Annotated in this window: 24 protein-coding genes; 15 read left to right on the top strand and 9 right to left on the bottom strand. The window is 44.0% G+C overall.

Annotated features, from left to right (window positions below):
• The first annotated feature begins 34 nt into the window (after positions 1-34).
• Complete coding sequence (gene fdhD, locus PGRAN_RS04620) at positions 35-826, top strand: formate dehydrogenase accessory sulfurtransferase FdhD (protein WP_036065550.1); 792 nt, start codon at positions 35-37, stop codon at positions 824-826.
• Positions 827-866: 40 nt separating this feature from the next.
• Here fdhD and PGRAN_RS17185 read toward each other — a convergent pair whose 3' ends face one another.
• The 3 genes from PGRAN_RS17185 to PGRAN_RS04630 all read right to left on the bottom strand — a co-directional run bounded on the left by PGRAN_RS17185 (position 867) and on the right by PGRAN_RS04630 (position 2,148).
• Complete coding sequence (locus tag PGRAN_RS17185; protein WP_241433278.1) at positions 867-1,103, bottom strand: Rossmann-fold NAD(P)-binding domain-containing protein; 237 nt, start codon at positions 1,101-1,103, stop codon at positions 867-869.
• Positions 1,104-1,373: 270 nt separating this feature from the next.
• Positions 1,374-1,730: an SDR family oxidoreductase gene (locus PGRAN_RS17190; RefSeq protein ID WP_241433279.1), complete on the bottom strand. Its 357-nt coding sequence runs from the start codon at positions 1,728-1,730 to the stop codon at positions 1,374-1,376.
• 1 nt (position 1,731) lies between these two features.
• On the bottom strand, positions 1,732-2,148 hold the full coding sequence (locus PGRAN_RS04630) for a MarR family winged helix-turn-helix transcriptional regulator (protein ID WP_036065551.1): 417 nt from the start codon (positions 2,146-2,148) through the stop codon (positions 1,732-1,734).
• Positions 2,149-2,269: 121 nt separating this feature from the next.
• On the opposite strand from PGRAN_RS04630, the gene PGRAN_RS04635 reads away from it, so the two are divergent.
• Positions 2,270-2,773 (top strand): hypothetical protein, encoded by a 504-nt coding sequence (locus PGRAN_RS04635; RefSeq protein ID WP_036065553.1) that lies wholly within the window; start codon positions 2,270-2,272, stop codon positions 2,771-2,773.
• 160 nt (positions 2,774-2,933) lie between these two features.
• Here the strand turns inward: PGRAN_RS04635 and PGRAN_RS04640 are convergent, their stop codons facing one another.
• Both PGRAN_RS04640 and PGRAN_RS04645 read right to left on the bottom strand, forming a co-directional pair.
• Complete coding sequence (locus tag PGRAN_RS04640) at positions 2,934-4,427, bottom strand: IS1182 family transposase (protein WP_036065555.1); 1,494 nt, start codon at positions 4,425-4,427, stop codon at positions 2,934-2,936.
• A 141-nt stretch (positions 4,428-4,568) separates the two neighbouring features.
• Positions 4,569-6,116: an LPXTG cell wall anchor domain-containing protein gene (locus PGRAN_RS04645; RefSeq protein WP_036065556.1), complete on the bottom strand. Its 1,548-nt coding sequence runs from the start codon at positions 6,114-6,116 to the stop codon at positions 4,569-4,571.
• A 560-nt stretch (positions 6,117-6,676) separates the two neighbouring features.
• On the opposite strand from PGRAN_RS04645, the gene PGRAN_RS04650 reads away from it, so the two are divergent.
• Positions 6,677-7,492 carry a Cof-type HAD-IIB family hydrolase gene (locus tag PGRAN_RS04650; RefSeq protein WP_036065559.1) on the top strand — a complete coding sequence of 272 codons (816 nt, stop codon included), beginning with the start codon at positions 6,677-6,679 and terminating at the stop codon, positions 7,490-7,492.
• A gap of 49 nt (positions 7,493-7,541) precedes the next feature.
• Positions 7,542-7,799, top strand: a complete 258-nt coding sequence (locus PGRAN_RS04655; protein ID WP_036065561.1) for a hypothetical protein — start codon at positions 7,542-7,544, stop codon at positions 7,797-7,799.
• Between the two features lie 65 nt (positions 7,800-7,864).
• On the opposite strand, the gene PGRAN_RS04660 is transcribed toward PGRAN_RS04655, so the two are convergent.
• Positions 7,865-8,758, bottom strand: coding sequence for a tyrosine-protein phosphatase (locus tag PGRAN_RS04660; protein WP_036065562.1), 894 nt, complete (start codon positions 8,756-8,758; stop codon positions 7,865-7,867).
• 118 nt (positions 8,759-8,876) lie between these two features.
• On the opposite strand from PGRAN_RS04660, the gene PGRAN_RS04665 reads away from it, so the two are divergent.
• Positions 8,877-9,710, top strand: coding sequence for a class I SAM-dependent methyltransferase (locus tag PGRAN_RS04665; protein WP_036065564.1), 834 nt, complete (start codon positions 8,877-8,879; stop codon positions 9,708-9,710).
• Between the two features lie 5 nt (positions 9,711-9,715).
• Here the strand turns inward: PGRAN_RS04665 and PGRAN_RS04670 are convergent, their stop codons facing one another.
• Complete coding sequence (locus PGRAN_RS04670) at positions 9,716-10,474, bottom strand: MurR/RpiR family transcriptional regulator (RefSeq protein ID WP_036065566.1); 759 nt, start codon at positions 10,472-10,474, stop codon at positions 9,716-9,718.
• 182 nt (positions 10,475-10,656) lie between these two features.
• Between PGRAN_RS04670 and PGRAN_RS04675 the strand changes: the two genes are divergently transcribed.
• The 4 genes from PGRAN_RS04675 to PGRAN_RS17715 all read left to right on the top strand — a co-directional run bounded on the left by PGRAN_RS04675 (position 10,657) and on the right by PGRAN_RS17715 (position 17,557).
• The gene (locus tag PGRAN_RS04675; RefSeq protein WP_036065569.1) at positions 10,657-12,660 is read left to right on the top strand and encodes a fructose-specific PTS transporter subunit EIIC; all 2,004 of its coding nucleotides are present in this window, start codon (positions 10,657-10,659) and stop codon (positions 12,658-12,660) included.
• 69 nt (positions 12,661-12,729) lie between these two features.
• Positions 12,730-15,306, top strand: coding sequence for a glycoside hydrolase family 38 N-terminal domain-containing protein (locus tag PGRAN_RS04680; protein ID WP_036065571.1), 2,577 nt, complete (start codon positions 12,730-12,732; stop codon positions 15,304-15,306).
• Between the two features lie 4 nt (positions 15,307-15,310).
• Complete coding sequence (locus tag PGRAN_RS04685; protein WP_036065713.1) at positions 15,311-16,969, top strand: sugar phosphorylase; 1,659 nt, start codon at positions 15,311-15,313, stop codon at positions 16,967-16,969.
• 132 nt (positions 16,970-17,101) lie between these two features.
• Positions 17,102-17,557, top strand: a complete 456-nt coding sequence (locus tag PGRAN_RS17715) for a VanZ family protein (RefSeq protein WP_036065573.1) — start codon at positions 17,102-17,104, stop codon at positions 17,555-17,557.
• 104 nt (positions 17,558-17,661) lie between these two features.
• On the opposite strand, the gene PGRAN_RS04695 is transcribed toward PGRAN_RS17715, so the two are convergent.
• Positions 17,662-18,195 carry an Rgg family transcriptional regulator gene (locus tag PGRAN_RS04695; RefSeq protein ID WP_036065574.1) on the bottom strand — a complete coding sequence of 178 codons (534 nt, stop codon included), beginning with the start codon at positions 18,193-18,195 and terminating at the stop codon, positions 17,662-17,664.
• The gene (locus PGRAN_RS04700) at positions 18,182-18,535 is read right to left on the bottom strand and encodes a helix-turn-helix domain-containing protein (protein WP_036065575.1); all 354 of its coding nucleotides are present in this window, start codon (positions 18,533-18,535) and stop codon (positions 18,182-18,184) included. The genes PGRAN_RS04695 and PGRAN_RS04700 overlap by 14 nt, the downstream gene beginning before the upstream one ends.
• Positions 18,536-19,155: 620 nt before the next feature.
• Here PGRAN_RS04700 and PGRAN_RS04705 point away from each other — a divergent pair.
• From PGRAN_RS04705 to dhaL, 6 genes are all read left to right on the top strand, one after another.
• Positions 19,156-19,590: a hypothetical protein gene (locus PGRAN_RS04705; protein WP_036065576.1), complete on the top strand. Its 435-nt coding sequence runs from the start codon at positions 19,156-19,158 to the stop codon at positions 19,588-19,590.
• 210 nt (positions 19,591-19,800) lie between these two features.
• Positions 19,801-20,913 carry an MDR/zinc-dependent alcohol dehydrogenase-like family protein gene (locus PGRAN_RS04710; RefSeq protein ID WP_036065577.1) on the top strand — a complete coding sequence of 371 codons (1,113 nt, stop codon included), beginning with the start codon at positions 19,801-19,803 and terminating at the stop codon, positions 20,911-20,913.
• Between the two features lie 18 nt (positions 20,914-20,931).
• Positions 20,932-22,179, top strand: coding sequence for an MFS transporter (locus tag PGRAN_RS04715; RefSeq protein WP_036065578.1), 1,248 nt, complete (start codon positions 20,932-20,934; stop codon positions 22,177-22,179).
• A 20-nt stretch (positions 22,180-22,199) separates the two neighbouring features.
• Positions 22,200-22,613 carry an RpiB/LacA/LacB family sugar-phosphate isomerase gene (locus PGRAN_RS04720; RefSeq protein ID WP_338151702.1) on the top strand — a complete coding sequence of 138 codons (414 nt, stop codon included), beginning with the start codon at positions 22,200-22,202 and terminating at the stop codon, positions 22,611-22,613.
• Between the two features lie 51 nt (positions 22,614-22,664).
• Positions 22,665-23,663 (top strand): dihydroxyacetone kinase subunit DhaK, encoded by a 999-nt coding sequence (locus PGRAN_RS04725; RefSeq protein WP_036065579.1) that lies wholly within the window; start codon positions 22,665-22,667, stop codon positions 23,661-23,663.
• 9 nt (positions 23,664-23,672) lie between these two features.
• On the top strand, positions 23,673-24,320 hold the full coding sequence (dhaL, locus tag PGRAN_RS04730; protein ID WP_036065580.1) for a dihydroxyacetone kinase subunit DhaL: 648 nt from the start codon (positions 23,673-23,675) through the stop codon (positions 24,318-24,320).
• Positions 24,321-24,324 lie beyond the last annotated feature (4 nt).

Here is a 24,324-nt window from a genome sequence, read left to right on the forward strand (position 1 = left end):
GCGCATCTGGGGTTTTCGTTAGGTGGGGACGAGGATGGAAACGACTGCTGGGATTGGGATTCGGCGTTTTAAAGAGGGGCATATGTTTGATGATGTGGCAACGGTTGCCGTGGAATATCCACTGACGATTTATGTGAACGAGGAGGAGCTGGTGACGATTGTCTGTACGCCGGAATATGCCGAGGATTTGGTGATTGGCTTCCTGACTTCGGAGGGAATTGTGCGCGGTGTGGCGGATATTGATCGTGTGGAAATCGTTGAGGCGACGGGGCATGCGAAGGTGACGGCTAATTTTGTGAATAAATTTAATGCCAAATACCGTGCGAAACGCTACATTACGTCTTGTTGTGGGAAATCGCGGGAGAACTTCTATTTTCAGTCGGATGCATCGCTTGTGGAGACGCGAAATGAGACGGATTTGGTGCTGCGTCCAGTGGAGATTTTTGATTTGATGTCGCGATTTGAAGCGGATTCGGATACGTTTCGTAAGACTGGCGGTGTGCATAACGCTGCGCTTTGTAGTCGTGATCAGGTGATTTGTGTGCGGATGGACATTGGTCGGCACAACGCGCTTGATAAAATTTACGGGCATTGCTTGAAGTCCGAAATTTCGATGAGCGACAAGGCGATTATTTTTAGCGGTCGGATTTCCTCGGAGATTTTAGTAAAGACTGCGAAAATCGGCTGCGGCATTATTTTATCGCGTTCGGCACCCACGGAGCTTGCGATAGAAATGGCGCGGGAGCTTAATATTACGGCTGTCGGGTTTATTCGAGGGGACGGTTTTAGTGTTTATAGCGGGCAACAGCGGATTTTGGAGGGTTAGAAAAAGCGCCGAACCTCGTGTTAGAGATTTGGCGCTTTTATCATAGAAACGATGTGCGGTAATCCTCAATATATTGACTTATTGAAGTAGGTTCTCGCTTTAAAAGTTCTTTCGCAGTGGGGGTGACTTTTTTCGCGTTGCCTAATTGCGTAATCAAATATAGCATCGTCATGACATTCACATAGGCTTTCGGGGTGCCACGCTTCATCATCGTTGATCTGAAATGCCATAGTGACGGCTTGCTATAGGTTATTTTTTTGCCTAAAATAGTTGTCATTTTATTAGCAACTTCATAGTAACTCACCGCTTCTTTCCCAGTAATACTATATTTTTGCTGAAGGTGCTGAGGGGTATTCATGAGACAAATTGCGGCAATTTCGCCAATATCGCGTGTATCAATAAAACTAGTTTTGCTTTGCCGGCCGGGATAAATAAATCCTGGTTTTTCTGAATGTCCATTTGGTGGGTCGTATTCAGGTTCTGCATAAAGAAACTAGGCCGCAAGAAAGTATATGGCAACTCGAGACGCATCATTTCTTTCTCGATTTTATGATGAGGCGTGACTGGATTTTTCTCGACGCCAATTAAAGAGACGAATAGCACATGAGCGATAGATTGCGCTTTTAAAAAAGTGTAAAAATGGAAACATGTCTTCTTTTGGCGTTGATAGCTGCGGGGGACGGACAAAAAAGACTTTTGTTACTCCTTCTAATGTGTCAGGGAAAGTACTGCTATCTAAAAAGTCGAAATGCATAACGTCTACCAACGAATTATCTTCCCACAAAGCTTTACTTTTTTCAGGATTCGACACGCCTGCACGTACAGCTACTCCATGTTCAGTTAGCGTTTGAACAACGGAAAAGCCGATATTTCCTGTGGCGCCAAGCACTAGTATTTTCTCCAAATCAGTCATTCCTTTCTAATTTTTTCTTTAGTAAATCCACAAAAAGGCGCTGTTCTTCTGGTGTATAGGTGGATAAAAAAGAGGACGTTACTTCTTGGCTCGAAGATTCTAGTTTTGGGATAATTTTATAAGCTTGGGGTGTTAGTTTCAAAGAAAAGGAGCGTTTATCCTGAGCGCTGGCATGTTTCACTAGAAATCCTTTTTTCTCAAGCCGAGAAATAATACCAGATGTAGTGGGTTTATCAAAACCGAGTCGCTCTGACAGAAGAGCACTTGTTACTTGATGGTTCTCAAGTAGTTGGAGATGTTTCAAAATGGCCCATTGTGCGCTCGTTACGTCGTGCTTTTCTAACGCTTGATTCAAATCATGACGCAGTTTTTTCGCACTATTCATTAATAAATAACCAAAATCGTCCATGGTATCACCTTTCCAAAAAAGTAATAAAAGCATATAGTTAGTATACTAACTATATGCTTTTATTACAAGCTTTACTGACTATGTACTATAATGAAAAGATAAACTGTTGGGAGGTTGGATTGTGAGTCAGTTAGAAAATTATTTTCCATTCGGGATTGAGAAAAGTCTATTTCACGTCATTTCTTCCGAGCCACATATTTTGAAAAAACTGCAACACCAAGCTTTTCATGAGAGTCGGATATCCATTTTGTTCACAACGAAGATTTGGAAGCTAGCCGATTTTCAGATGGAGTTTCCTGAATTGGAATGTGAAGAAATGCAGCTCAAAAAGAAATACATATTCGTGAAAAATGTGCCGTCTAATTATCCCAAAATGCTACATTTGATGGAGATTTATAAGAATTCGGGATTGGAGATGTATCTTTTTTTAACGGATGATTTGAAATACCGCTGGCTAGAAGAAGAGGTGATGACGCCAGTTTTGATGCGGAAAAAGGTGAGGGCTCAAATGGTTATAGATTTGGCAAATGAGGATTTATTACTATTTTTCAATCAGGACGGAAGTAAGACACATGCAATTGGAGTCGGGGAACAGTGGCGGGAGAAATTGATTAGTTTTCAATAAACGCCAAAAAAGAGTCTGAGACAAAAGGTTCTCTGACCTAGAAAAATACGTATCAAAAATCTAAATTCAGATTTTTGATACGTATTTTTTCCTTTCGGGCACGCGAGGCGTGCCAGTTTCCGCATATTATTAGCCATGAAGTAGGGATTGGCTTCGGTCGCTACCCTCGTAAACGAAAACGAGTGAACCCCAAAAGAGCCTTCACATGCCCAAAAACTGGTTCTACATCTATCTTTCGTTGCCGATAGATGGCAGAAGTTATTTCGGATGTTAGGCTTCGTCTTGCTCGATTTTTTAGTTCTTCCCAAACTGGATTATAGTAAATTTTTCGATTCTTTCCTGATTGAGCGGTTGTGCATGCTGCACGCAAAGGACAATCAGAACAGTCTTCGCATTCATAGACTTTAAAATCACGCACATAGCCATAGCGATCTGTCCGATAAGCATATCGCTGAAAGTGGACCTTTCGCTGATTCGGACAAATGAAAAAATCATCCGCTGCGCGGTATTCCCAGTGATCTCGATGCATCAGGTCTTTCTTATACGAGCGTTTTTGTTCTTTTCGATACATCGTATAGGGCATGATAGGCAGGCTATTGGTTTCCTCTAATAGGTATTTATAATTCTCTTCTCCACCATAACCAGCGTCTGCGACGATGTAATCTGGAAGGCCTCCTAATTGCTTTTCATACGAAGATAAAAAGGGAAGGAAGCAACGCGTATCTGTGGGGCGTTGAAAAATGGAACAATGCAAGGTAAATTGATTCTCCGTGGCAATTTGAACATTATACCCTGCTTTTAATTGTCCATTTCGCATGTGATCTTCTTTCATTCGCATGAAGGTCGCATCTGTATCTGTTTTAGAAAAGCTATTTCGATCACCAAATTGCTGAAAATGTGTCTGATACTTTTGTAGCCTTGGTAAATAATCGAGTTGTAATTGTTTTTGTTGTTTGGTCCACATCCGCTTCTCTTGTTTTAAGGCTTTTTGTTCTACACTATCAGCCTCACAGAGGCTGGTATCAATGGCTTCAATCGTTTCAGAAAGCACTTGATCTAATTGCTCCAATTGCACGATTGAAAAATCTTCTTTCTCATCTTTCTCCATATCTAATGCGACTTGGCGCTTCATATCTTCGTAAAGGGTGCCGATTTTTTCTTGTAGACTTGCATGGAACCGTTCCGATGATTTTCGCCAAACAAAGCTATACTTGTTGGCATTTGCTTCTATCTTTGTGCCATCTACATATATTTTTTCACCTGAAATAAGTTGTTGTTTTAGCGCAAGGGTATGAAAAGAAATAAACATATTTTTTAACAGCGTATCAAAATGTGGAGAAATTCGGGCACGATTAATCGTGCGATAACTTGGTGCTTGTTGTCCTGCTAGCCACATCATCGGAATATTTTCTTGCGTCATAGACGCTATTTTCCGACCGGAGGTCACGCCTTGGGAATACGCATAAAGAATGACTTTTAGCATCATTTTTGGATGGTAGCTTGGACGGCCTTCTGCCGTTTGCCAATTTTGAATAGCTACTTCTGGAATCTCCTCTACTTGTTGATGAATCGTTCGTGACACATGATTTTCAGGAATCATTGTTTCTAAATCCATTGGAAGAATTAATTGGTCCATGTTATAATTGATATACATAAATAGCACTCCTTTGTTGGGTTTTTGTTGGTACTTTAATTTTAACAAAGAGTGCTATTTTTGTGTACTTATTTCTATGTACAAAAAAGGATGGAACATCCGTTGATACTAATCAACTTTTGTCCCATCCTCTTTTTATTCTTAGGAACGTTTTCTCAAATACAATAAAGCTGTTGCAGAAAGCAGTAGACCGAAGACAACAAACCCGTTTGTGCTTGAATCTCCTGTTTTTGGCAATTCTTCTACTCTTGCAGGTACGATTTCATTCCCAGCTGCTTGTGCTTGTCCTGTTTCTGAATTCGCTGGGGCTTTAGAAATAGTAGATGATTTCACTTCTTGAATTTGTTTCGTGCCGTACGTATAATGTGTGACATCACTGACACCACCGTTATCATCGACAGCAATTAGATAAGCTGTTTCGCCTGGTTGTAGCGGGCGATCAAGAACGGCATGGTAGTTACCAGAGTAGTCCACGCGTGTTTCAGCTAGAACTTCTTCAGTGTCTTCTGTAATAACGAACAGTGTTGTATCAGGCTCTGTACCACCATAAATGTCTGTATCTGTACTCATATCGAAGTTAACAGATGGGGCAGAATAAAGCATGATGCCCATAACAGAGATAACTTGATACTGGAAATTAAGTGTAGAAATGTTACCACTAGCGTCTTCAGCTACGATAACGGTACTTCCCGCACCAATATTTGCAGTGTCTAAATATTTATCACCATTTTGGAAATAGACTTTAACGTAGCCAGAGTTATCTGTTGCATTCACTAGCTCTTCAGCTGTCCATTCTTCACCGGGCCATACGTAGAAAACATCGTCATCTTGACTGATGAATGGCTTCGTTGTGTCTACCACTTTGTAATTAACTGTGATAGTGCTTGTAGTGGAACCATTTGATGCTGAAATTTCTACGGATTGTGCGCCAAGTTTGTTTGTTACTGGCTGTGTTTTGAAGGAAAGTGTCACATTCGCGGCACCTTTAGTTACAAAAGTACTTGGTGTAGCTGTCGCATCATTTAGTTCTAATGTGACGTTGTTTTTTGCTGTAGCAAGTACAGTTGTTTCTGGTTTTGGATCTGTCTTACCTGGATCTGGTTTCGTTGGTTGCTCAGGATCTGTTGTTTCAGGATCAGGTTTTACTGGTTTCACAGGATCCGGTTTCGTTGGTGTTTCAGGATCTGGTTTTACAGGTTCCACTGGATCTGGATTCGGCGTTACCGGATTTTCTGTCTCAGGATCAGGAGTCACAGGTGTTTCAGGATCAGGAGTCACAGGTGTTTCAGGATCCGGTGTTACAGGTTCAGGATCTGGCGTCGGTGTTACGTTCGGGTCTGCGTCAACTGTATAGCTGACCGTGATTTCTTCCGATGATCCGTCGTTGTAGGTAACTACAATCGTTGTTTCAAAAGTACCTACTGTGTCGTTCTCAGCGGCTACATCATCCTTGTAAGTTAAGACTGGAGCGCGATCTTGGCTAAAAATTTGCACAAAATCAGCTGGAATAATGTGATAACCTTGTGTTACATGAACATTAGGTTTTGCTGCGACGTCAGTAGTTTCCCAACCAAGTTGTTGCTGTGCGTCCTGTTGGGATGTCATCTCCTCGGCGAATACAGGACTTACAGTTGAAAACGTTAGTCCAAATACTAGCGCGATGCTAATCGTTTTTTCTTTTAAGTACATGAATGTCTCCCCTTTTTAATATGCTTATTTTCTATTGTACAAGGTATCAATTTCTTTGGCTAGCAAAAAAATGTACATTTTAAGGTGAAATTTATTGAGTTCACATTTTGTCCACATTTTCTTTTAATGTAGGAATTGGATTTGAAACTAGAGTTTTGCTATGTTTTGGAGTTTATTATTTGAGATATGCCAACAGTTTTGAGGTTTTTTGCCTGTAATTGAAGTTAGAATATATGCTTATTTACTTTGGAATAGTTGATACAATTGGGAAATATATCAGGATTTTTTGTCGTATATATTATATGTGAAAATTGATTTTGCAGCTTTTTTTGCTATGTATTTTGTAACGTGAAAAGATGAGTGGGGAACAAGGAGATTACATGAGAGACTTGGATGTGGAATACGTTTCTGGTATGGGATATAGAAGAATAATAGATGAAGTATAGCTTTCATAAAATCATCGCAAGCGTGACAACTCACCAAAACTCATTTATAATTCGAGTAGTAATGGCGTCCGCCGATGAGGCGCTTTTAGATAAGTGTGGAAGGGTGATTTTGTAATGGAGACAGTTGTAACGGATATGGACGGAACGCTACTGGCTAAGGGCGGTGCGGTGATTCAGCCGCTTAATAAAGAGGTGTTGCTGGATTGGCAAAAGCGTGGGAAAAAATTGGTGTTGGCGACTGGACGCTTGGATTTGGCGATTATGCCATTTATTCATGAGCTGGGGATCACGATGCCGGTTATTTCTTGTAACGGTGCGCTTGTTCGCGATTTTGGAAAGAACGAAATTTTGATGAAAAGCGATATTTCGTATGATTTGCTGGGTCAGGTGATTGAGTTGGTGCGCGGATTTGGCGTGGATTATCACGTGTACACCACGGAGCGGATTGTTGGGCCGACGGTGACGGGGAAAATTGCTGGGTTTGTCGAGGCGAATAAGACGCTTCCTGAAAATGAGCAGGTGCCGCTTACTGTGACGGCGGATGTTGTCGGGGAAATCGAGCGTTCTGGTGAGTTTGCGCTGAAGGTTCTGGTGCTCTCGGATGAGGCGGATAAGCGTGTGGCAGTGCGCGAAGCTTTGGCGAAATTACCGCTTTCTGTGATGGCTTCTGGCACGACGCTGATTGACATCATGAACGTTGGCATCGATAAATCGCATGGCCTCGCGTATTTGGATGAAGCTGGCTGGCTTGATTTGGAGACGACGATTGCGTTTGGTGATAACGAGAATGATATCGGCATGATCGAACTTGCAAAAATGGGCGTGGCGATGGAGAACAGCATTCCAGAGACGTTGGCGATTGCGGATTACGTCGCGGGTCATCATGATACGGGTGGACTCGGCCAGTTTTTGCTTGATTTTGAGAAGTAACGTGTTATGCTGAAATTGGAAGAAATTTTATCTAGGGAGCTGATTCAACATGGAAGAGGAAGAACGCTTTGATCTAGGACACACGGTGAAGAAAATTTTCGTGATCGGTATCGCGGCTGGGCTGATTTTCATCGGCTTTATCGCACTGATGACACTGATCGGAATCGTGATCGCGATTCCACTACTGAAAAAAGCTTATCGGATGATGACGTCAAACGGAGACGAATCATGTGCACATGAGAAACACAAGATAAAATGCCCAATTTGTAAGGCAAAAGCGAAATTTTACGGGGACAAAATCGAATAACAACGAACGAAAATGTGATCAGCAATTCGCGCTAAATTCGGCGGAGACTGATCACATTTTTATATTTATTGAAGATAGGCTTTTCTGAGTGTTTTGATATCTTTATTCGTTAAGCCGAGTCCTTTTTTGAGGAACGCGTCGGTGCTACCGTATTTGGCTTTGATTTCATCGAACGCAGCGTTCAAATAAGATGGGCGAACGTCGAGAATAGCTTTCATGCCAGCCAGAATTTTTGGATTATCGGTTTGTTTTGCAAGGGCATCAAGGGTTTTCTGATTTTCGGCCGCGCGATATTTATTGGAAAGCAGATAGTCGTTCATAATCGTTTTTTGATCGACACCGAGTGCTGCGAGAACGAGTGCTGTCCCAAAGCCGGTACGATCTTTACCCGCGGTGCAATGCCAAAGTACGGCGCCATCTTTATTGTCTAGCAACTCTTGGAAGAAAAGTTTGTAGCCATCGATCGATTGCTGGTCGGTGACGAAACTTTTATTGGCATCGATTAGAAATTGCTCGGGATTGTCCATTTTCGCGAGGCTGGTCATCATATCTTGTGCGCTTGTCGATGAACCGTTGTCTTTCATAATCGAGTCATGAATGTAATCGACGTTTTTGATGACTGGGTCGGGCTTCGCTTTTACCTCGGAATCGGTACGGAAGTCAATAATTTCAGCTAGACCATATGTAGAAGTCAGCTTTTTAATGTCGCTTTTGGAAAGATTGGCAAGTTCGGCGGCACGGATTAGTTTGTGGGACTTAATCGTTTTGCCATCGGTCGTTTTGTAGCCACCAAGATCACGAATATTTACGGCACCGTCCAGCTTAATTTGACCACCCGGCTTGACCTGTGTTTGGGTTTGTTTGGCGGCGAACGAGTTCACGTCACTAGGACCACACCCGGCGAGCAGTAAAGAGCTTCCAACAACGACAACACCAGTAACAGTTACGAATTTATTCAAATTTTTCCCCTCCTCATACGCCTTATTATAGCGAGTGAAATGCCGATTTGTTTTGAGGTTCTGTAAAGAGGGCGTAAAGAATCGCGCGAAAAATGTAAAGTTGGAAAGGATGTTACATATGAAGGCAAAAACGGAAAAAATTGTGGCGTGCATGCTTCGGGATGCGGCGTCGGACGAGGTTCAAACAGTACAAACAGGACATCGCATCAAGCTTGCGGAATTCTGGGGAATAAAAGAGGGCGACAAGGTGCTTGAGGTCGGCTGTGGGCAAGGCGACACGACGGCAGTATTAGCCTATCATGTTGGCAAAACTGGCTCTGTGTATGCGGTCGACATCGCTTCACCAGATTACGGCGCGCCATTCACACTCGCTCAATCGACGTATTATTTGTTGCAGTCGGAGCTCGGATCGCGTATTGAATTTAAGCTGGAAACGGATATTTTGCGTGGTGATCTGGCGTTTGAAGACCAAGCGTTTGACGTCGCAGTTATCTCGCATGCCTCTTGGTACTTCAGCTCTAGAGCCGAACTTCTTGAAATGCTCCAAGTTGTGAAAAAATGGGCGAAACGGATTTGTTTTGCGGAGTGGAACCCGCAGATTACGGATCCGCGACAGGAATCGCATTTGTTGGCGGTGTTGGTGCAGGCGCAATATGAGGCGTTTAAGTCAGAAACCGAATCGAATGTGCGGACGTTTATCACGCCGGATGATGTCGTGAAAATGGCGCAAAGTCAAGGCTGGCAGGTAACAAGGGAAGCTGATATTTGGACGCCGGAAATGCAAGATGCGGGTTGGGAGGCGTCGTTTGTCGTCAACCATATCGCGGAGGAAATCGCGAAACAAGAGGCGCTACCGGCGAAATTTAAAGAGTTGCTGTTGACGCAGACGAATCTGATTCAGGTGGACACGGTGCTGCCAATGAGTTCGTATTGTTGTGTGATAGAGGGGTAAAAACATCATTTATCGCGCTCTAACATCTTTTTCAAGTATACTTCTAATAAAATATCCGCTTGAATCATCAGTCCAGAACGCGATGTAATATCATATCCAGCGTAAGAAACGGTTGGGATATCGCTGCTCAGATTCATATCCATGAGCTGTGAGAGGGCGCTATCCCCATGATTCGTAATGGCAAACATAAAACAACCGCTATACTCCAGTTTCTGCGCGGCCTGAACCAGCGTTTTCGTGTCGCCACTCATCGATACGAATAAAATCACATCGTTCGGCTTAATAAAACTTGGCAAAAGGTCAATAATATGCGATTCATAGGCGTACATCGTCGGCTTCTGCACTTGAATCAGTCGCTTCCCAATATATTCACCGATCATTTTAGTCAAACCCACAGAAACCACGATAACGGTGCTCGCGTTTAGAATTTTCGTGGCGATATAATCCATTTTGGGTAGGTCAATGGCGTGAATGGTCTGGGTCAGCTGGGCCAAATAATCTTCTTTGAGACTCCCGTTTTCGCGAGTCTTTTTTTGATTGCTGAAGCTGGCTAGAATAAATTTAAATTCTGAAAAGCCTTGCAAACCAAGCTTGTGGCACATCCGGATAATCGTGGTGTTGGAAGTATTTAGTATCTCGGCCAGGTTGGTTAGCGTGATATTTTTCACCTGTTCGATATGATTATCCGCGTAATAAAAAATATATTTCTCCGAGTCGCTCAAATTCGTAATATCTTCGACAAAACGTTCTGCTACTTTTCCCACTTCAAAAAACCTCCAATCGCTTCATTTCCTACTTTATCACGATTTGAAAGAGAATAATAGGGTGCGTCGTACAATTATACGGATTCTGTATGAAAAGGCTTTCGGCTTTATGCTATACTTCGATTATACTTTCGAAAGGTATTCTGTAAGCGAATTCATGAACTTAGAAAAGAGGATTGACGATGAATTTAAAAGAGATGACGACGCAAAATTTAGTTTTCTATGACATCGAAGCTACGTCAAAGGAAGAAGTAATCTCATTTTTAGTGGATCATTTAGACAAGGAAGGCTATATATCTGATAAAGCGGCGTTTCAACAGGCGGTTTTAGAGCGTGAGGCGCATTCGGCAACTGGAATGGAGCGCGGTTTAGCAATTCCACACGGCAAATCGAGTGTCGTGAATAAAGCTGTTTTCACTGTGGCAAAATTGAAAACACCGTTAGCGGCGAACGCTTGGGAGTCTGTTGACCCGACGAATCAGGTGTCGTTAGTGTTTTTGTTAGCGATTCCAGACGAGGAAGCAGGCACGACGCATTTGAAACTGTTGGCGGAACTTAGTGGCCGATTGATGAACGCATCGTATTTGGATGGACTGCTTGCGGCGCCTAGTAAAGAGGCACTTTTTGCAGCGCTTGGTGATGAAGTGGTGACAGAAATCGTGGCTGGCGATTCAGCCTATGCTGGGAAATCGGTGTTGGCAATCACGGCTTGCGCGACGGGTATTGCCCACACGTACATGGCCGCAGAAGCGTTGGAACAGGCCGGGAAAGAGTTAGGAATCGATGTTCGTGTCGAAAAGCAGGGCGCGAACGGGATGGAAGACACGCACGACGCAGCAGCGATTGCAAAAGCAGACGCGATTTTGTTCGCCGTGGATACGAAAGTGAAGGATAAAGAGCGCTTTGTTGGCAAAAATTACGTCGAAGTCAAAGTCGCTGATCCGTTGCGTCACGCGAAGGAAATCCTGATTCGGACGCTATCAGACCCAGATGGTACAGTGGAGGCGAGCGCGGAATCAGAAGGCGTTGTTGCAAGCAAAAATCAAAAAACGGGCTGGAAAAAAGTTGGCGCAGATGTAACGGCAGCTATCATGACTGGGATTTCTTACATGATTCCACTCATCGTTGCAGCAGGCTTGATGCTTGGTATCGCGAAGCTGACATGGGTTTATGCGCTTGGTCTTGATATCGGCATGATTGGCGATCCGACGTACAATAATGTTGGCGGGTTGCAAGAGTTTTTACATTACCTTGATGGTTTTGGCAATATGCTCTTCAAGTTCATTTATCCGGTATTTGGGATGTTCGTTGCGTATGCGATTGCTGACCGCGTTGGCTTGATTGCTGGTTTTGCGGGTGGTTTGTTCGCAGGCGGCTTGCACTATACGTTCTGGGGAATTGAAGGCGGGATTCCGAGTGGTTTCCTAGGCGCGCTTATCCTAGGTCTAACAGCAGGTTACGTTGCAAAATTCTTGAATCAACGCGTCAAATTATCGAAAAATCTGGTGGCGATGAAGCCAATGCTAATCGTGCCGGGAATCAGTGTTTTGGTTATTTTTATCTTGAATTTATACGTTATTGATCCGGTATTCGGACATCTTAATAAATGGATTGCGGACACGATTGCGAGTATGAGTACGTCTGGAACGCTTAGTCTTTCGGCGATGATTGCTGCTGCAACTGCATTTGATCTTGGTGGTCCGGTGAATAAAGCGGCGGGCGCGATTGCGATTGGCTTGTCAGCAGATGGTATTTTCCCGTTGACACCGCGTGTGTTGGCAATCGTTATTCCACCGCTAGGCATCGGTTTGGCGACGATTATTGACCGTTTCGTTGTTGGCCGCCGCGTCTTTTCACAAGATTTGCGTTTGCTCGGAAATACGTCATTCCTGCTCGGTTTTCTAGCGATTTCAGAAGGTGCGATTCCGTTCATGCTTCGCAACCCGCTGATCACGATTCCGTTAAATATTATCGGTGCAATCGCTGGCGCATGTACAGGTGTGGCACTCGGCGCGGTACAATGGCTACCACTTCCAGCAATCTGGGGTTGGCCGCTTGTTGAGAATTTGCCAGCCTATCTCGTTGGCATGCTAGTCGGTGTCGCAATTATCGCGTTTGGTAATATTTTCATTCGATACGCGATTATTAAACGTAAAGAACGCAATGGCGAAAAAATTGATTATTAAATAGACATGTTGGGACTCAGTAATTTGGGGTCCCAATCCGTTTTTATAGAGATTGTGAGGTTTTAAAAAATGACAAACGAAGAAAAAATAGTTCACGTGGTGCCGCATGCGCATTGGGATCGTGAATGGTATTTTACAATAGAGGATTCGAACGTGATGCTGATCGAGAATCTGCGTCATTTGATGGATGTTTTGGAGCGGGATGAGGCGTACAAGTCGTTCGTATTTGACGCGCAGATGTCGGTGGTTGAAGATTTTCTCGCAATTTTGCCGGAGAGAAAGGAACAATTGCAGGAACTTATAACGCAAAAACGGCTTTTTGTCGGGCCTTGGTATACGCAGACGGACACGTTACTCGTGCATAAAGAGTCGATGATTCGGAATCTGTTGTACGGGTCGCGTGCGGCGACGAAGATGGGACATAGTATGAAAATTGGTTATTTGCCAGATATATTTGGACAAAATGCGTATTTGCCGTCTATCTTTCAGTCTTTTGGGATGGAATACGCGATTTTGCAGCGTGGTCTGTACACGGAAGATGTCGCGACGGATTTGAATTTTCGCTGGGTAGCTCCGGATGGCGTGATGGCGAAAACGAATTATATGTATTTTGGCTATGGGCCAGGGAAATTTTTGGCGACGGACGGGGAATATGTAGCAGAGACGTTGACGCCGATTTTGGATACGTTACGTGGAATGAATGTATCGACGTCGCACATGTTGCTTCCGGCGGGCGGCGATCAGGTGTTGGTGCGGGAACATTTTCCGAAGACGGTGGAGGCATTGAATGCACAACAATCGGATTATCGCTTCGTGTTATCGGATTATGAGACGTTTATGGAAGCCGCATGGGAGAACGCGGAATTTGAGACGGTGATTGAGGGGGAACTGCTCGCATCGCAGAAGTCGCGGATTCACAATACGATTCGGTCGCAGCGTGTGGATATTAAACTCGCGAATAGCCGAATCGAGGATAAGATATATCATCAACTGGAACCGCTGGCAGTGATGGCGAATAAGTATGGCGCGCCGTATCCGAAACGCTGGCTGGATAAGGTTTTTAAACTGTTATTTGATGTACACGCGCATGATTCGATTGGTGGTTGCAATTCGGACGAGACGAACCGCGCTATTATACATCGTCTGGAGCAAGCCGAGCGTATTTGTGATAGCCTTATCAACGTTTTGAAAAAGCAAATCGCACGCGGAATTGGGACGGAATATGAGCAGGGAGCCGTTCTTGTTTTTCACTTACTGCCAAAAGCGATGACGAAACAAGTCGAGACGGTCATTTTTACGAAAGGAAAAACGGTGTGTTTGGCGGATGTGTCGGGCGTTGTTGTTCCACAAACGATTCTGTCTCAAGACTACATTTCTGGGGGGAAAAAGGTTGTCGTGACGGCGGACGGGGAGCAGGAAGTCGAAATTCCAGGCTATTATCGCACGGTTGTAAGTGCCGAAATCGCGATGGAACCGCTTAGTTATCAGGTTTTGCAAATTATCGAGGGCGCTGTAAACCTAGTAGCGCCAAAAGACGATGCCAAAATTGCGAACGACTTTTATACCATCGAAGTTGTAGCAGGAAAATTACAAATGACGACCCAATTCGGCGAGCAACTCTCCAATTTCATGCTATTTGAAGACGTAGCCGATGACGGTGATTCGTATGATTTTTCTCCACTTGCAGGGGACATTGCGGAACTGGCGAGCACGGCGGAATGCATCGCGGTGAAGCAATCTGATCTCGTTTCAGAAATGACGATTCGCCATACATTAACGCGCGGCGAAGGCACAGAAATCGAGACCACTTTCACACTCAAAAAAGGCGAAGACACGCTTGGCATCAAGCATCGCCTCACGAATAAAACGAAAAACCATCGCATCCGCGTCAGGTTCGAAGCGCCGAATAGCGAGGCAAGTTACGCCGACCAAGCGTTCACCGCCATCAAGCGCGCCAACCTGAATCCTCATTTTGCGAATTGGCGCGAAAACCGTTTTGCCGAAGCGCCAGTCCCGATTTATCCGCTTGAAAATTTTGCGGTAAGTCTTAGTAGTAAAGGCGCGATTGGCGTTCTGACACAAGGTTTGAAAGAATACGAGGCGACCACGGATTACCTTGCCCTCACGCTTTTCCGGAGTGTCGGACTGCTTGGCAAAGACAATATCGCTTGGCGTCCCGGCCGTGCCTCCGGTATCAACAATAAAGTCGTGGAAACACCGGATGCGCAGATGCTCGGTGACCTAGAATTCAGCTACCATTATCGCTTCACCGCAAGCTTCACGACTGCCGATTGGTTCCGCGCCACCGAACGCGTTCGCACACATCAACTCAGCTATCACCTTCAAACGCTGAATAGTTTTGAAGAACGAGTGGAACGTTTCGAACTACCACAACCCGCAGCGATGCACGATTTACCAACATCCGCGAGCCTACTCACAATCAGCGATGACGCCTTTTTCAGCACATTAAAACAAGCAGAAGACGGCGACGGCATCATATTACGCGCTTTCAACCCAACGGACGAGCCAATCAGCATCGAGGCAAGTCACGCAGGTGTAGTCGTAAATATGGCCGAATTACCAACAAATGGCTCAGCTGAAATCGCACCACAAAGCCATCTAACACTAAAAATGAAGGAGCTCTAAAATGATGAAGCGATCCGATTTAAATAAGCAACTAAACGATCACTTAACCACACTTTTTGACGAACCAAAACGCAGTGATATCAACAATCGTTTAGCAAAACTCATCGATGCGCAAGAACAACAAACGATTTCGCAATCCGCCGCGCTCAATGAAAAAAATATGTACCTAATCACATATGGCGACAGCATTCAGTCATCCAATCAAAAACCACTACAAGCCTTGCGCACGATGCTTGACGAAACCGTTGCCGATATCATTACAGACGTCCATTTACTACCAATGTTTCCTTACACATCCGACGACGGTTTTTCCGTGACAGATTACCTGCAAATCGACCCAGAACTCGGCGACTGGTCTGACATTGATGACCTCGCAGGGAATTACCGACTCATGTACGATTTCGTTGCGAACCACATGTCCGAATCAAGCGACTGGTTCCAACAGTTCCTACAAGGAAACCCAGGATTTGAGCATGCCTTCGTGGAAAAAGAGCCAGGTTTTGACGCTACAAAAGTTGTCCGCCCAAGAACAAGCCCACTTTTTCACACATATGGCATGTCCGAAAAACAAGTCTGGTCCACGTTCAGTAAAGACCAAGTTGACGTTAATATCCAAGACCCAACGATGTTCACCCGCCTAACCGAAACGCTACTTACGTACATCACGCGCGGCGCCACATCCATTCGACTAGACGCCATCGGTTTTCTCTGGAAAGAATCTGGCACGACTTGCATTCATTTACCGCAAACCCATACCGTTATCCAAATTTGGCGCCTGCTCACAGACTATTTCGCACCCAACACACAAATCATTACAGAAACCAATGTGCCGCATAAAGAAAATATCAGTTATTTTGGCGATGGTAACAACGAAGCTCATCAAGTCTACCAATTCCCGTTGCCACCACTAACTTTGCATGCCTTCACGACCCATGACGCGACCCACCTTACCAACTGGGCAAAAAACATCATGAGGGTGGGAGAAAACGCCACCTATTTCAACTTCCTAGCGTCTCATGATGGTATCGGCATGCGCCCAACAGAAGGTATTCTAACCGACAACGACCGCGAAAAGCTCACCGAAAAAATCCTACAAAACGGCGGTCAAATTTCCTATAAAAACAATCCAGATGGTAGCAAATCCATCTACGAACTCAATATCAATTACAGCGAGGCGCTACGCAACAACGGCGAATCCGACGAACTAGCGATTCAAAAAATGCTCGCCGCCCATCACATCCTATTCTCCGTCATGGGTGTTCCAGCTGTTTATTACCATTCCTTATTCGGCTCAAGAAACGACAAAAAAGCTGCCGAAACATCCGGAATCCCAAGACGAATCAACCGCGAAAAACTCGATTTAGCGACATTACAAAACGAACTCGAAACGAATCCATACCGCCAAGCCATTTTTACAGGATTAAAGAAACTGGCGCAAGTTCGTCAAGGAGAAACCGCGTTCAATCCGTACCAACCGCAAGAAGTGCTTTCGAGTGATAGCCGTATTTTCGCGCTGAAAAGAGGCGATGTTTACTGCTATACAAACGTTAGCGATCAGGCGATTACGATTGAAACTGCGGGCACGAAAAATATACTCACAGGTGAACAAATCAGCGATGGTAAATGTGAATTGCCGCCGTATGGTTATGTTTGGGTGAAATAGCAACACTAGAAATAGAAGCTAGGACTCTTAAAAAAATCATGAGTTCGAGCTTCTGTTTTTTGCGTGGATATTTAAGTTAATCATCTATGTGCTATTGCATTCAAGTTCTTTTTGAATAAAAATTGGGTGTTTATGATATACTTTACTGTTTTTTATATCTATCTCGCAGGGGTGGTTAATTTAACACAATTCCCTATTTATGCAACAGAAGGTATGACCGGTCAAGGGAACTCTATAAGGGAGGGACTGTCACTTCTTCCTTTCGCTACTATAGATATTAAGACATATATTTTGAACATATGCATGACGATTCCCTTTGGGTGTGGCCTTTCATTTCTAACAAAAGCATCATGGTCAAAAATGGTCATAGTAAGCTTGTTGTTTACGTTATTAATCGAATCTAGCCAGTTTATTATTGGTGCATCGGTTGGGTATATGTGCAGAATTTTTGATGTAGATGATATGCTATTCAACTTTGTAGGGTGCATGATAGGGTATGTATTATTTCTATTGTTTAGAAAAGTCCTTAGTTTTATAGTGGAGAAGCATTCCGAATTCCAATACTATTTAGACACATTGTGTAGATGATTTGATTAGGAAGTATGTAAATAGAAACGATAATTGCTAGCATGAAAAAGCTTAGCGATTATCGTTTTTAATTTGTGGCTAAGAAGGGCATAAGGGTAGCCAGTCTAAATTTCCACTTCAATTTTAAACTTCTCCAGAAACTTTGAAAAATGTGAATGTAAGCTATTAAAATCTAAATAATTGATGATAAGCATGTTTTTCCTTATGGTTTCATATGCTTGTAAATCTTGCCCAAGTTTGATACAGGCAATCGCGTGATTCATTTCTGAACAAACTTTCTCGTAGACAAGAGTATACTTCTTTGCTTTTTCAATTGCTGTTTCCGCAAAATTCTTAGCAGCATCAAAATCTTCATATTCCATGCATAGTGTAGATAAATTCAAATAAATGTGCTGTTCTGTATGTTGGAATTCCATAAAATATTGAAAGTTATCCAAGCGTTTCAAGGAAGTACGAGAAAATAACAAAGCTTCTTCTACCGTTAAGGAGTAGATAATATTATTAAATAATTTTAATTCATACAAATACCAGTTATCCATCTTGAATAAATATTCCTTGATAGGATTCACAAATTGGATCATCTCATCGTTAACCGTGTGGGTCATATTATATGAAATCAATGCTTTACAAATTAACATATAATGATAATACGTAATATCTTCTGTTTTTTCGTGCAAATCTTTTAGCTGTAATAGCTAAATTTTTAAGTTTTTCTGTGTCATTCAAGTTTGCAGCTTCACTAATCTTTGAGCGTATTTGCTGTTTGAAATGCATCTTTTGATCGTTTTGAATAAAAAGGAATTCTTCAAAAACAACATTCAATCTATCAAGGAGTAAGAAAAATTTATCATAGGATGGAAAATAATTATTAGTTTCAATTTGAGAAAGATGTGAGCGTGTAAGTATGCCATCTGATAACTCTTTCTGTGTGAGGTTTTTATCTTTTCTAATTTTCTTAATGGTTGCTCCAAAATTCATGATAACGCCTCCAATTTTTATTGTGAATTGATGGAAATAAGGAACAAAAACAACAATACTATATAGAATAGCTATATTATTAACCTGTAATGGTTAAACAACAGAGGGGTGAATACACATGATAGATCCACTGATTTGGGTAATTGATCAATGATTTAGCTGGAAATTAGTTTATGTGGAATTAAATTAGCTTAAATAAAAATTTGAGTGCAAAATAAGACTTAAATCCATTATATAACATACACACTTACTTCGGCTAGCACTTAAGTAAATAAAAATGATATATTTGGGTCTTATTTGTTAAATAAAGATAAAATCACTAATTTTTGAGATGAATGTGATAGGTTTTCATAAAAAGGGTTCAGGTAGTTTTCTATGTTATATAGTGAACTTACTTCGGACTTTTTTGTTATAGAAAGCACTAAAAATAAAGAGAGGTAATGCTTATGTGGGGGAGTTTATGTGGAGCCTTGCGGGAGTTATTCGTAACAGCTATCGTGCTATGTCGGGAAGTTATGTCTTGGTTGGGATTATTCATTCGATATCAAATGAGGTGTCCGCATCATGGTGGCAAATCTTACGAGAATAAAAAAGGGTAAACTATTGAAGGGGTTGAAGGCATGTCTAATTTGACGCATTTGTTTACTGGGTCGGCCGTTGCTCATGAGATAAAAATAGAAAATAAGACAAGGCATACGCTTTTCGATACATATTTGGTAAGTGGGGATCAGCGTGAGCAGGGAAATGATTTTCAAGTTGGAGAGAAGCGGAGTTTGTATCTTTCTGCCTCGAATTCAACGGCGTGCGAGCTGAATTTCACGATTCGTGGTGAGGAATATCACTTTCCTTTGCGTGAAAAAATAGATACGCGTAATCAAGCGCCGATTGTCGTTAATATTGTGACGGCCGGGACGGCTAGCTTAGATGTAGAGACGTATCGGGAACAGCAGCAGGGCTCAAATGGACAATTGGTTTGGAAGTATCTTAAGATTGTTTGGGGAACAGCAACATTTTCCATTGTGTTCTTTATTATTTGGCTGATGAATGTGCTTTAAAAATAGAAAATTTAGATAGCTGAAACATGATATCGACTTGAAAATCGATAATTGTTTCGGCTTTTTTTGTCTGTATTTTTTATTAGTATCTTCAAAAATTGACAATAAACGAAAGTAAACGAAAATAAATGATTGACAAAGTTAGTAAATAAAAATATAATGGGGAGGTAATCAAGAAAGCGCTTTACTAAAAAAGAAGGAGATGTTCTTATGTGTCAAGAGAGTACAGGTAATGTTGTGTTAGGCAAAGATATCCCTCAAAAAATGAAAGCTATTGTTGCGTATGCCCCGGGTGATTATCGTTTGGAGGAAGTCGCTGTTCCTGAGATTGGGCCTCACGAAATTTTGGTGAAGGTGGAATCGTGCGGAATTTGTGCAGGGGATTTGAAGGCTTTTGATGGGGCTCCTAGTTTTTGGGGTGACGAGAAGCAACCTGCATACATAAAGGCGCCGATGATTCCAGGGCATGAGTTTATTGGGCACGTCGTTGGTTATGGGGACCAAGTGACGCAGTTTGAGCTCGGTAATCGTGTTATTTCAGAGCAGATTGTGCCGTGTTGGGATTGTCGTTTTTGTAAGCGCGGTCAGTATTGGATGTGTGAAAAGCATGATTTATATGGTTTCCAGAAGAATGTAAACGGTGGTATGGCGGAATATATGAAATTTACGAAAGAAGCGATAAATTATTTGGTTCCGGAGGATTTACCGATTGAAAAAGCGATTCTGATTGAGCCTTATGCGTGTTCGTTCCATGCGGTGCAACGCGCGAATATTAAGTTGGGTGATGTTGTGGTGCTGGCTGGGGCGGGGACGCTTGGGCTTGGCATGATCGGTGCAATTAAGAAATCTGGTCCGCAGAAATTGATTGTGCTGGATTTGTTTGAGGATCGGTTGGAGCTTGCGAAGAAGTTTGGTGCGGATATGGTGCTAAACCCGGCGAAGGATGATGTCATCACGATTATTAAGGATTTGACGGATGGCTATGGTTGCGATATTTACATTGAGGCGACGGGTGCGCAGAAGTCGGTGGAACAAGGCTTGACGCTGATTCGTAAGCTTGGGACTTTTGTGGAGTTTTCAGTATTTAAGGAACCGGTGACGGTAGATTGGAGTATTATTAGTGATAGGAAGGAGCTTGATGTTCTTGGTTCGCATTTGGGTCCGTATTGCTATCCGCTTGTGATTGAAGGCATTCAAAATGGGGATTTACCTACAGAAGGTGTCGTTACCCATACATTGCCGCTCGAGGATTTTAAGGCTGGTTTTGACTTGGTGAGAAGTGGGGCGGAGTCGCTGAAGGTCGTATTAAATCCAAACCTATAATCGAAAGGGGAACGTGACATGAAAAGTTTAACAAACAGAATCGGTTTGCCGCCGAAATTAATGATGGGGTACGCGGGGCTTGTCGTCTTCATGATGGGTGAAGGCTTAGAGCAGGGCTGGTTGTCGCCGTTCTTAATCAGTGGTGGACTTTCGATTCAGCAGTCGGCATTATTGTTTAGCGTTTATGGGATTGCGGCGGCGCTTGCGGCTTGGCTTTCCGGTGTGTTATCGGAAATGTTTGGGGCGCAGCGAGTAATGACGGCTGGTGTGATTATTTTTATTATCGGTTCGGTGTTTTTTATCTCTGTTGGGTTACCAAGTCATAATTTATACGTCATGATACCGACGTATGCTCTTCGTGGGTTTGGTTATCCGTTATTTGCCTATTCGTTCCTCGTTTGGGTGGCGTATGAGGCGCCTACGGAAAAACTAGGTTCAGCGGTCGGAATTTTCTGGTTTTGCTATAGCGGTGGGCTGAATGTGTTGGGGGCGCTCTACTCAAGCATTGCGCTACCTTACTTGGGCGAAATGGTAACGTTATGGAGTGCGCTAGTCTTCGTTGTTGTCGGTGCGACAATCGCGATTTTCTTGAACCGTGAAAAAGCAGCGAAAAAAGGGACTGGCGAACGGCCAACGATGGCTTATTTATTGAAAGGAATCACGATTGCTTTTGAAAAACCGAAAATCGGGATGGGCGGTATTGTTCGGACGATTAATACATCGGCAGCGTACGGTTTCACGGTGTTTATGCCATTATTCTTCATGGAAATTGGTTTTACACGTGGGGAATGGCTACAAATCTATGCGTGCCTTTGGTCGGTGAATATTATTTTCAACTTATTGTTTGGTGTGATTAGTGATCGGCTCGGCTGGCGGAATACAGTGATGTGGTTCGGCGGCATGGGTTGCGCGACGTTTACGGTGTTGTTTTATTACGTACCGCTTTGGTCTGGCGCGAACTTCTTGCTGACGATGCTGATCGCGGGTTGCTTCGGTGCTTGCTTGGCGGCTTACGTGCCACTTTCGGCGATTATGCCAACGCTTGCCCCTGAAAATAAGGGTGCGGCGATGTCGATTTTGAATTTAGGCGCAGGGCTGAGCACATTTTTAGGGCCTGCTGTCGTGGGGATTTTTATCGGGAGTTTGGGCACGGTTGGTGTCATTTGGGTGTTCGCGGGACTTTACGTTTTTAGCGCCTTCTTGATGAAATTTGTGACCTTGCCGAAAAATCAGAATTTAGTAGTGCCGGCTGGTTCGGTGGATTAAATGCATTGGAGTGTTGGAAAATGAAAATTGGAATTGGTGCGGATCATAATGCTTTTGAAATGAAGGAGGCGCTGCGACGGCACATCGAGGATTCGGGGAATGAGGTCGTTGATTTTGGCTGTTTCTCGGAGGACGAAGTGGATTATCCGGATATCGCGTTTCAAGTGGGGACGGCGATTCAGGCGAGTACAGTTGAGCGTGGCATCTTGGTTTGTGGGACGGGAATCGGTATGTCGATTGCGGCGAATAAGGTACCGGGCATCCGTTCGGCGCAGTGCCACGATGTCTATTCGGCGGAGCGCGCCCAGCTGAGTAATGACGCGCAAATTATAACGCTCGGCGCAAAAGTAATCGGGCTGGAATTGGCGAAAAAAAATTGTGGACGCGTATCTGGATGTAGCGTTTGCAGGCGGCCAGTCAAAACGGAAAATTGATCAAATTTCAGATCAGGAGAGAGCCTATTTGAAGACGGGGAGTGTGGAAGGATGAAGAAGTTAATCAATGACGCGGATCATGTGGTAGAGGAAATGATCGATGGCTACGTGAAGGCGTTTCCGCAATATGTGAAGCAACTGGGAAATCCGCGTGCGCTAGTGCGTCAGACGCTGGATGCGGATAAGGTCGGCGTTTTGATTGGCGGTGGTTCGGGACATGAGCCAGCTTTCATGGGTTACGTTGGCGCGGGAATGGCGGATGGTGTGGCGGTCGGGAACATTTTCGCATCGCCGCCGCCGGGTCCGATTGTGGCCGTGACAGAGGCGATTGATCAAGGCAAGGGAGTGGTGTACGTTTACGGGAACTATGCTGGGGATATTATGAACTTTGGGATGGCCGCGGAGATGGCTGATTTGGAGCATGATATTGAGGTGGCGTCTGTGGTCGTGACGGATGACGTCGCTTCGGCTCCTAAAACGGAGATGGCAAAACGGCGCGGCATCGCGGGTGAATTTTTCGTGACAAAAGTGGCGAGTGTGGCGTCGGCGCTGGGCCATGATTTGGCTGGTGTGACGCGGCTTGCGAACCATGCGAATGACGTGACGCGGACGATGGGCGTGGGCTTGTCACCGTGTTCGTTACCGCAAACTGGGAAGCCGAGTTTCACGCTCGCAGAAGATGAAATGGAAATCGGATTGGGCCATCACGGCGAACCCGGCATCGAAAAAGGTAAATTGGAGACAGCGGACAAAGTGGTAGACCGTCTCGTTGCAGCGATTTTGGGAGATATGCCGATCGAGACGGGAGAAGAGGTTGCGGTGCTAATCAATGGATTGGGCTCAACGACGCGAATGGAACTGCTGATTATGTTCCGGCGTGTGGAGCAACTTTTGAGCGAGCGTGGTATTCGTATTTACCGGTCATTTATTGGAGATTACAGCACGTCACTTGAGATGGGCGGCAGTTCGGTGACGCTGATAAAATTGGATGCGGAGCTAAAGGAATGCATCGATTACCCAGCTGATTGCCCGATGTATGTGCAGAAATAAGGAGGCGTGATGAGTATGTATAGTGCGAAGAATTTTCGCGATTTTTTGAATATCGTAACAGAAACGATGGAACGGGAAAAAGATTATTTATGCGAACTCGATCGAAAATTAGGCGACGGGGATCATGGCGTGACGATGTCGATTGGTTGGCAGGCGATCAAAAAAGAGTTGGCACAACAGGACGAATTAGATTGTTCCAAATTAGCGGTTCTGGCGGGGAAAACCTTCCTAGAAGCCGTCGGGTCTTCGGTTGGTCCGCTTTACGCCACGGGGTTTTTGCGCGGGGCGAAGGCGATTAAGGGCAAAGAAATACTTAGCGACGCAGATTTGACGGCTTTTTGGCTGGCATTTATGGGCGGTGTGAAAGAACGCGGTCAGGCCGAAGTTGGCGATAAAACGATGATTGACACGCTGGAACCAGCGCGAATCGCATTAGAAGGCGCATTTGCCGAATCTGGCAACTTTGAAGAAGCATTCCGCGTGGCAGTGGTTGCGGCAGAAACAGGCATGATTTCGACTATCGATTTGCTATCTAAACGAGGCCGCTCTAGCAGACTTGGAGACAGGTCCCTCGGCAATCAAGATCCAGGCGCGACATCAGCCTATCTTATTTTGACGAATTTTCTCGTAAGTTTGCCAGAAAGCGTATTGGAGTAAAAAT

The organism is Listeria grandensis FSL F6-0971, from assembly GCF_000525835.1.
Taxonomy (GTDB): Bacteria; Bacillota; Bacilli; order Lactobacillales; family Listeriaceae; genus Listeria_A; species Listeria_A grandensis.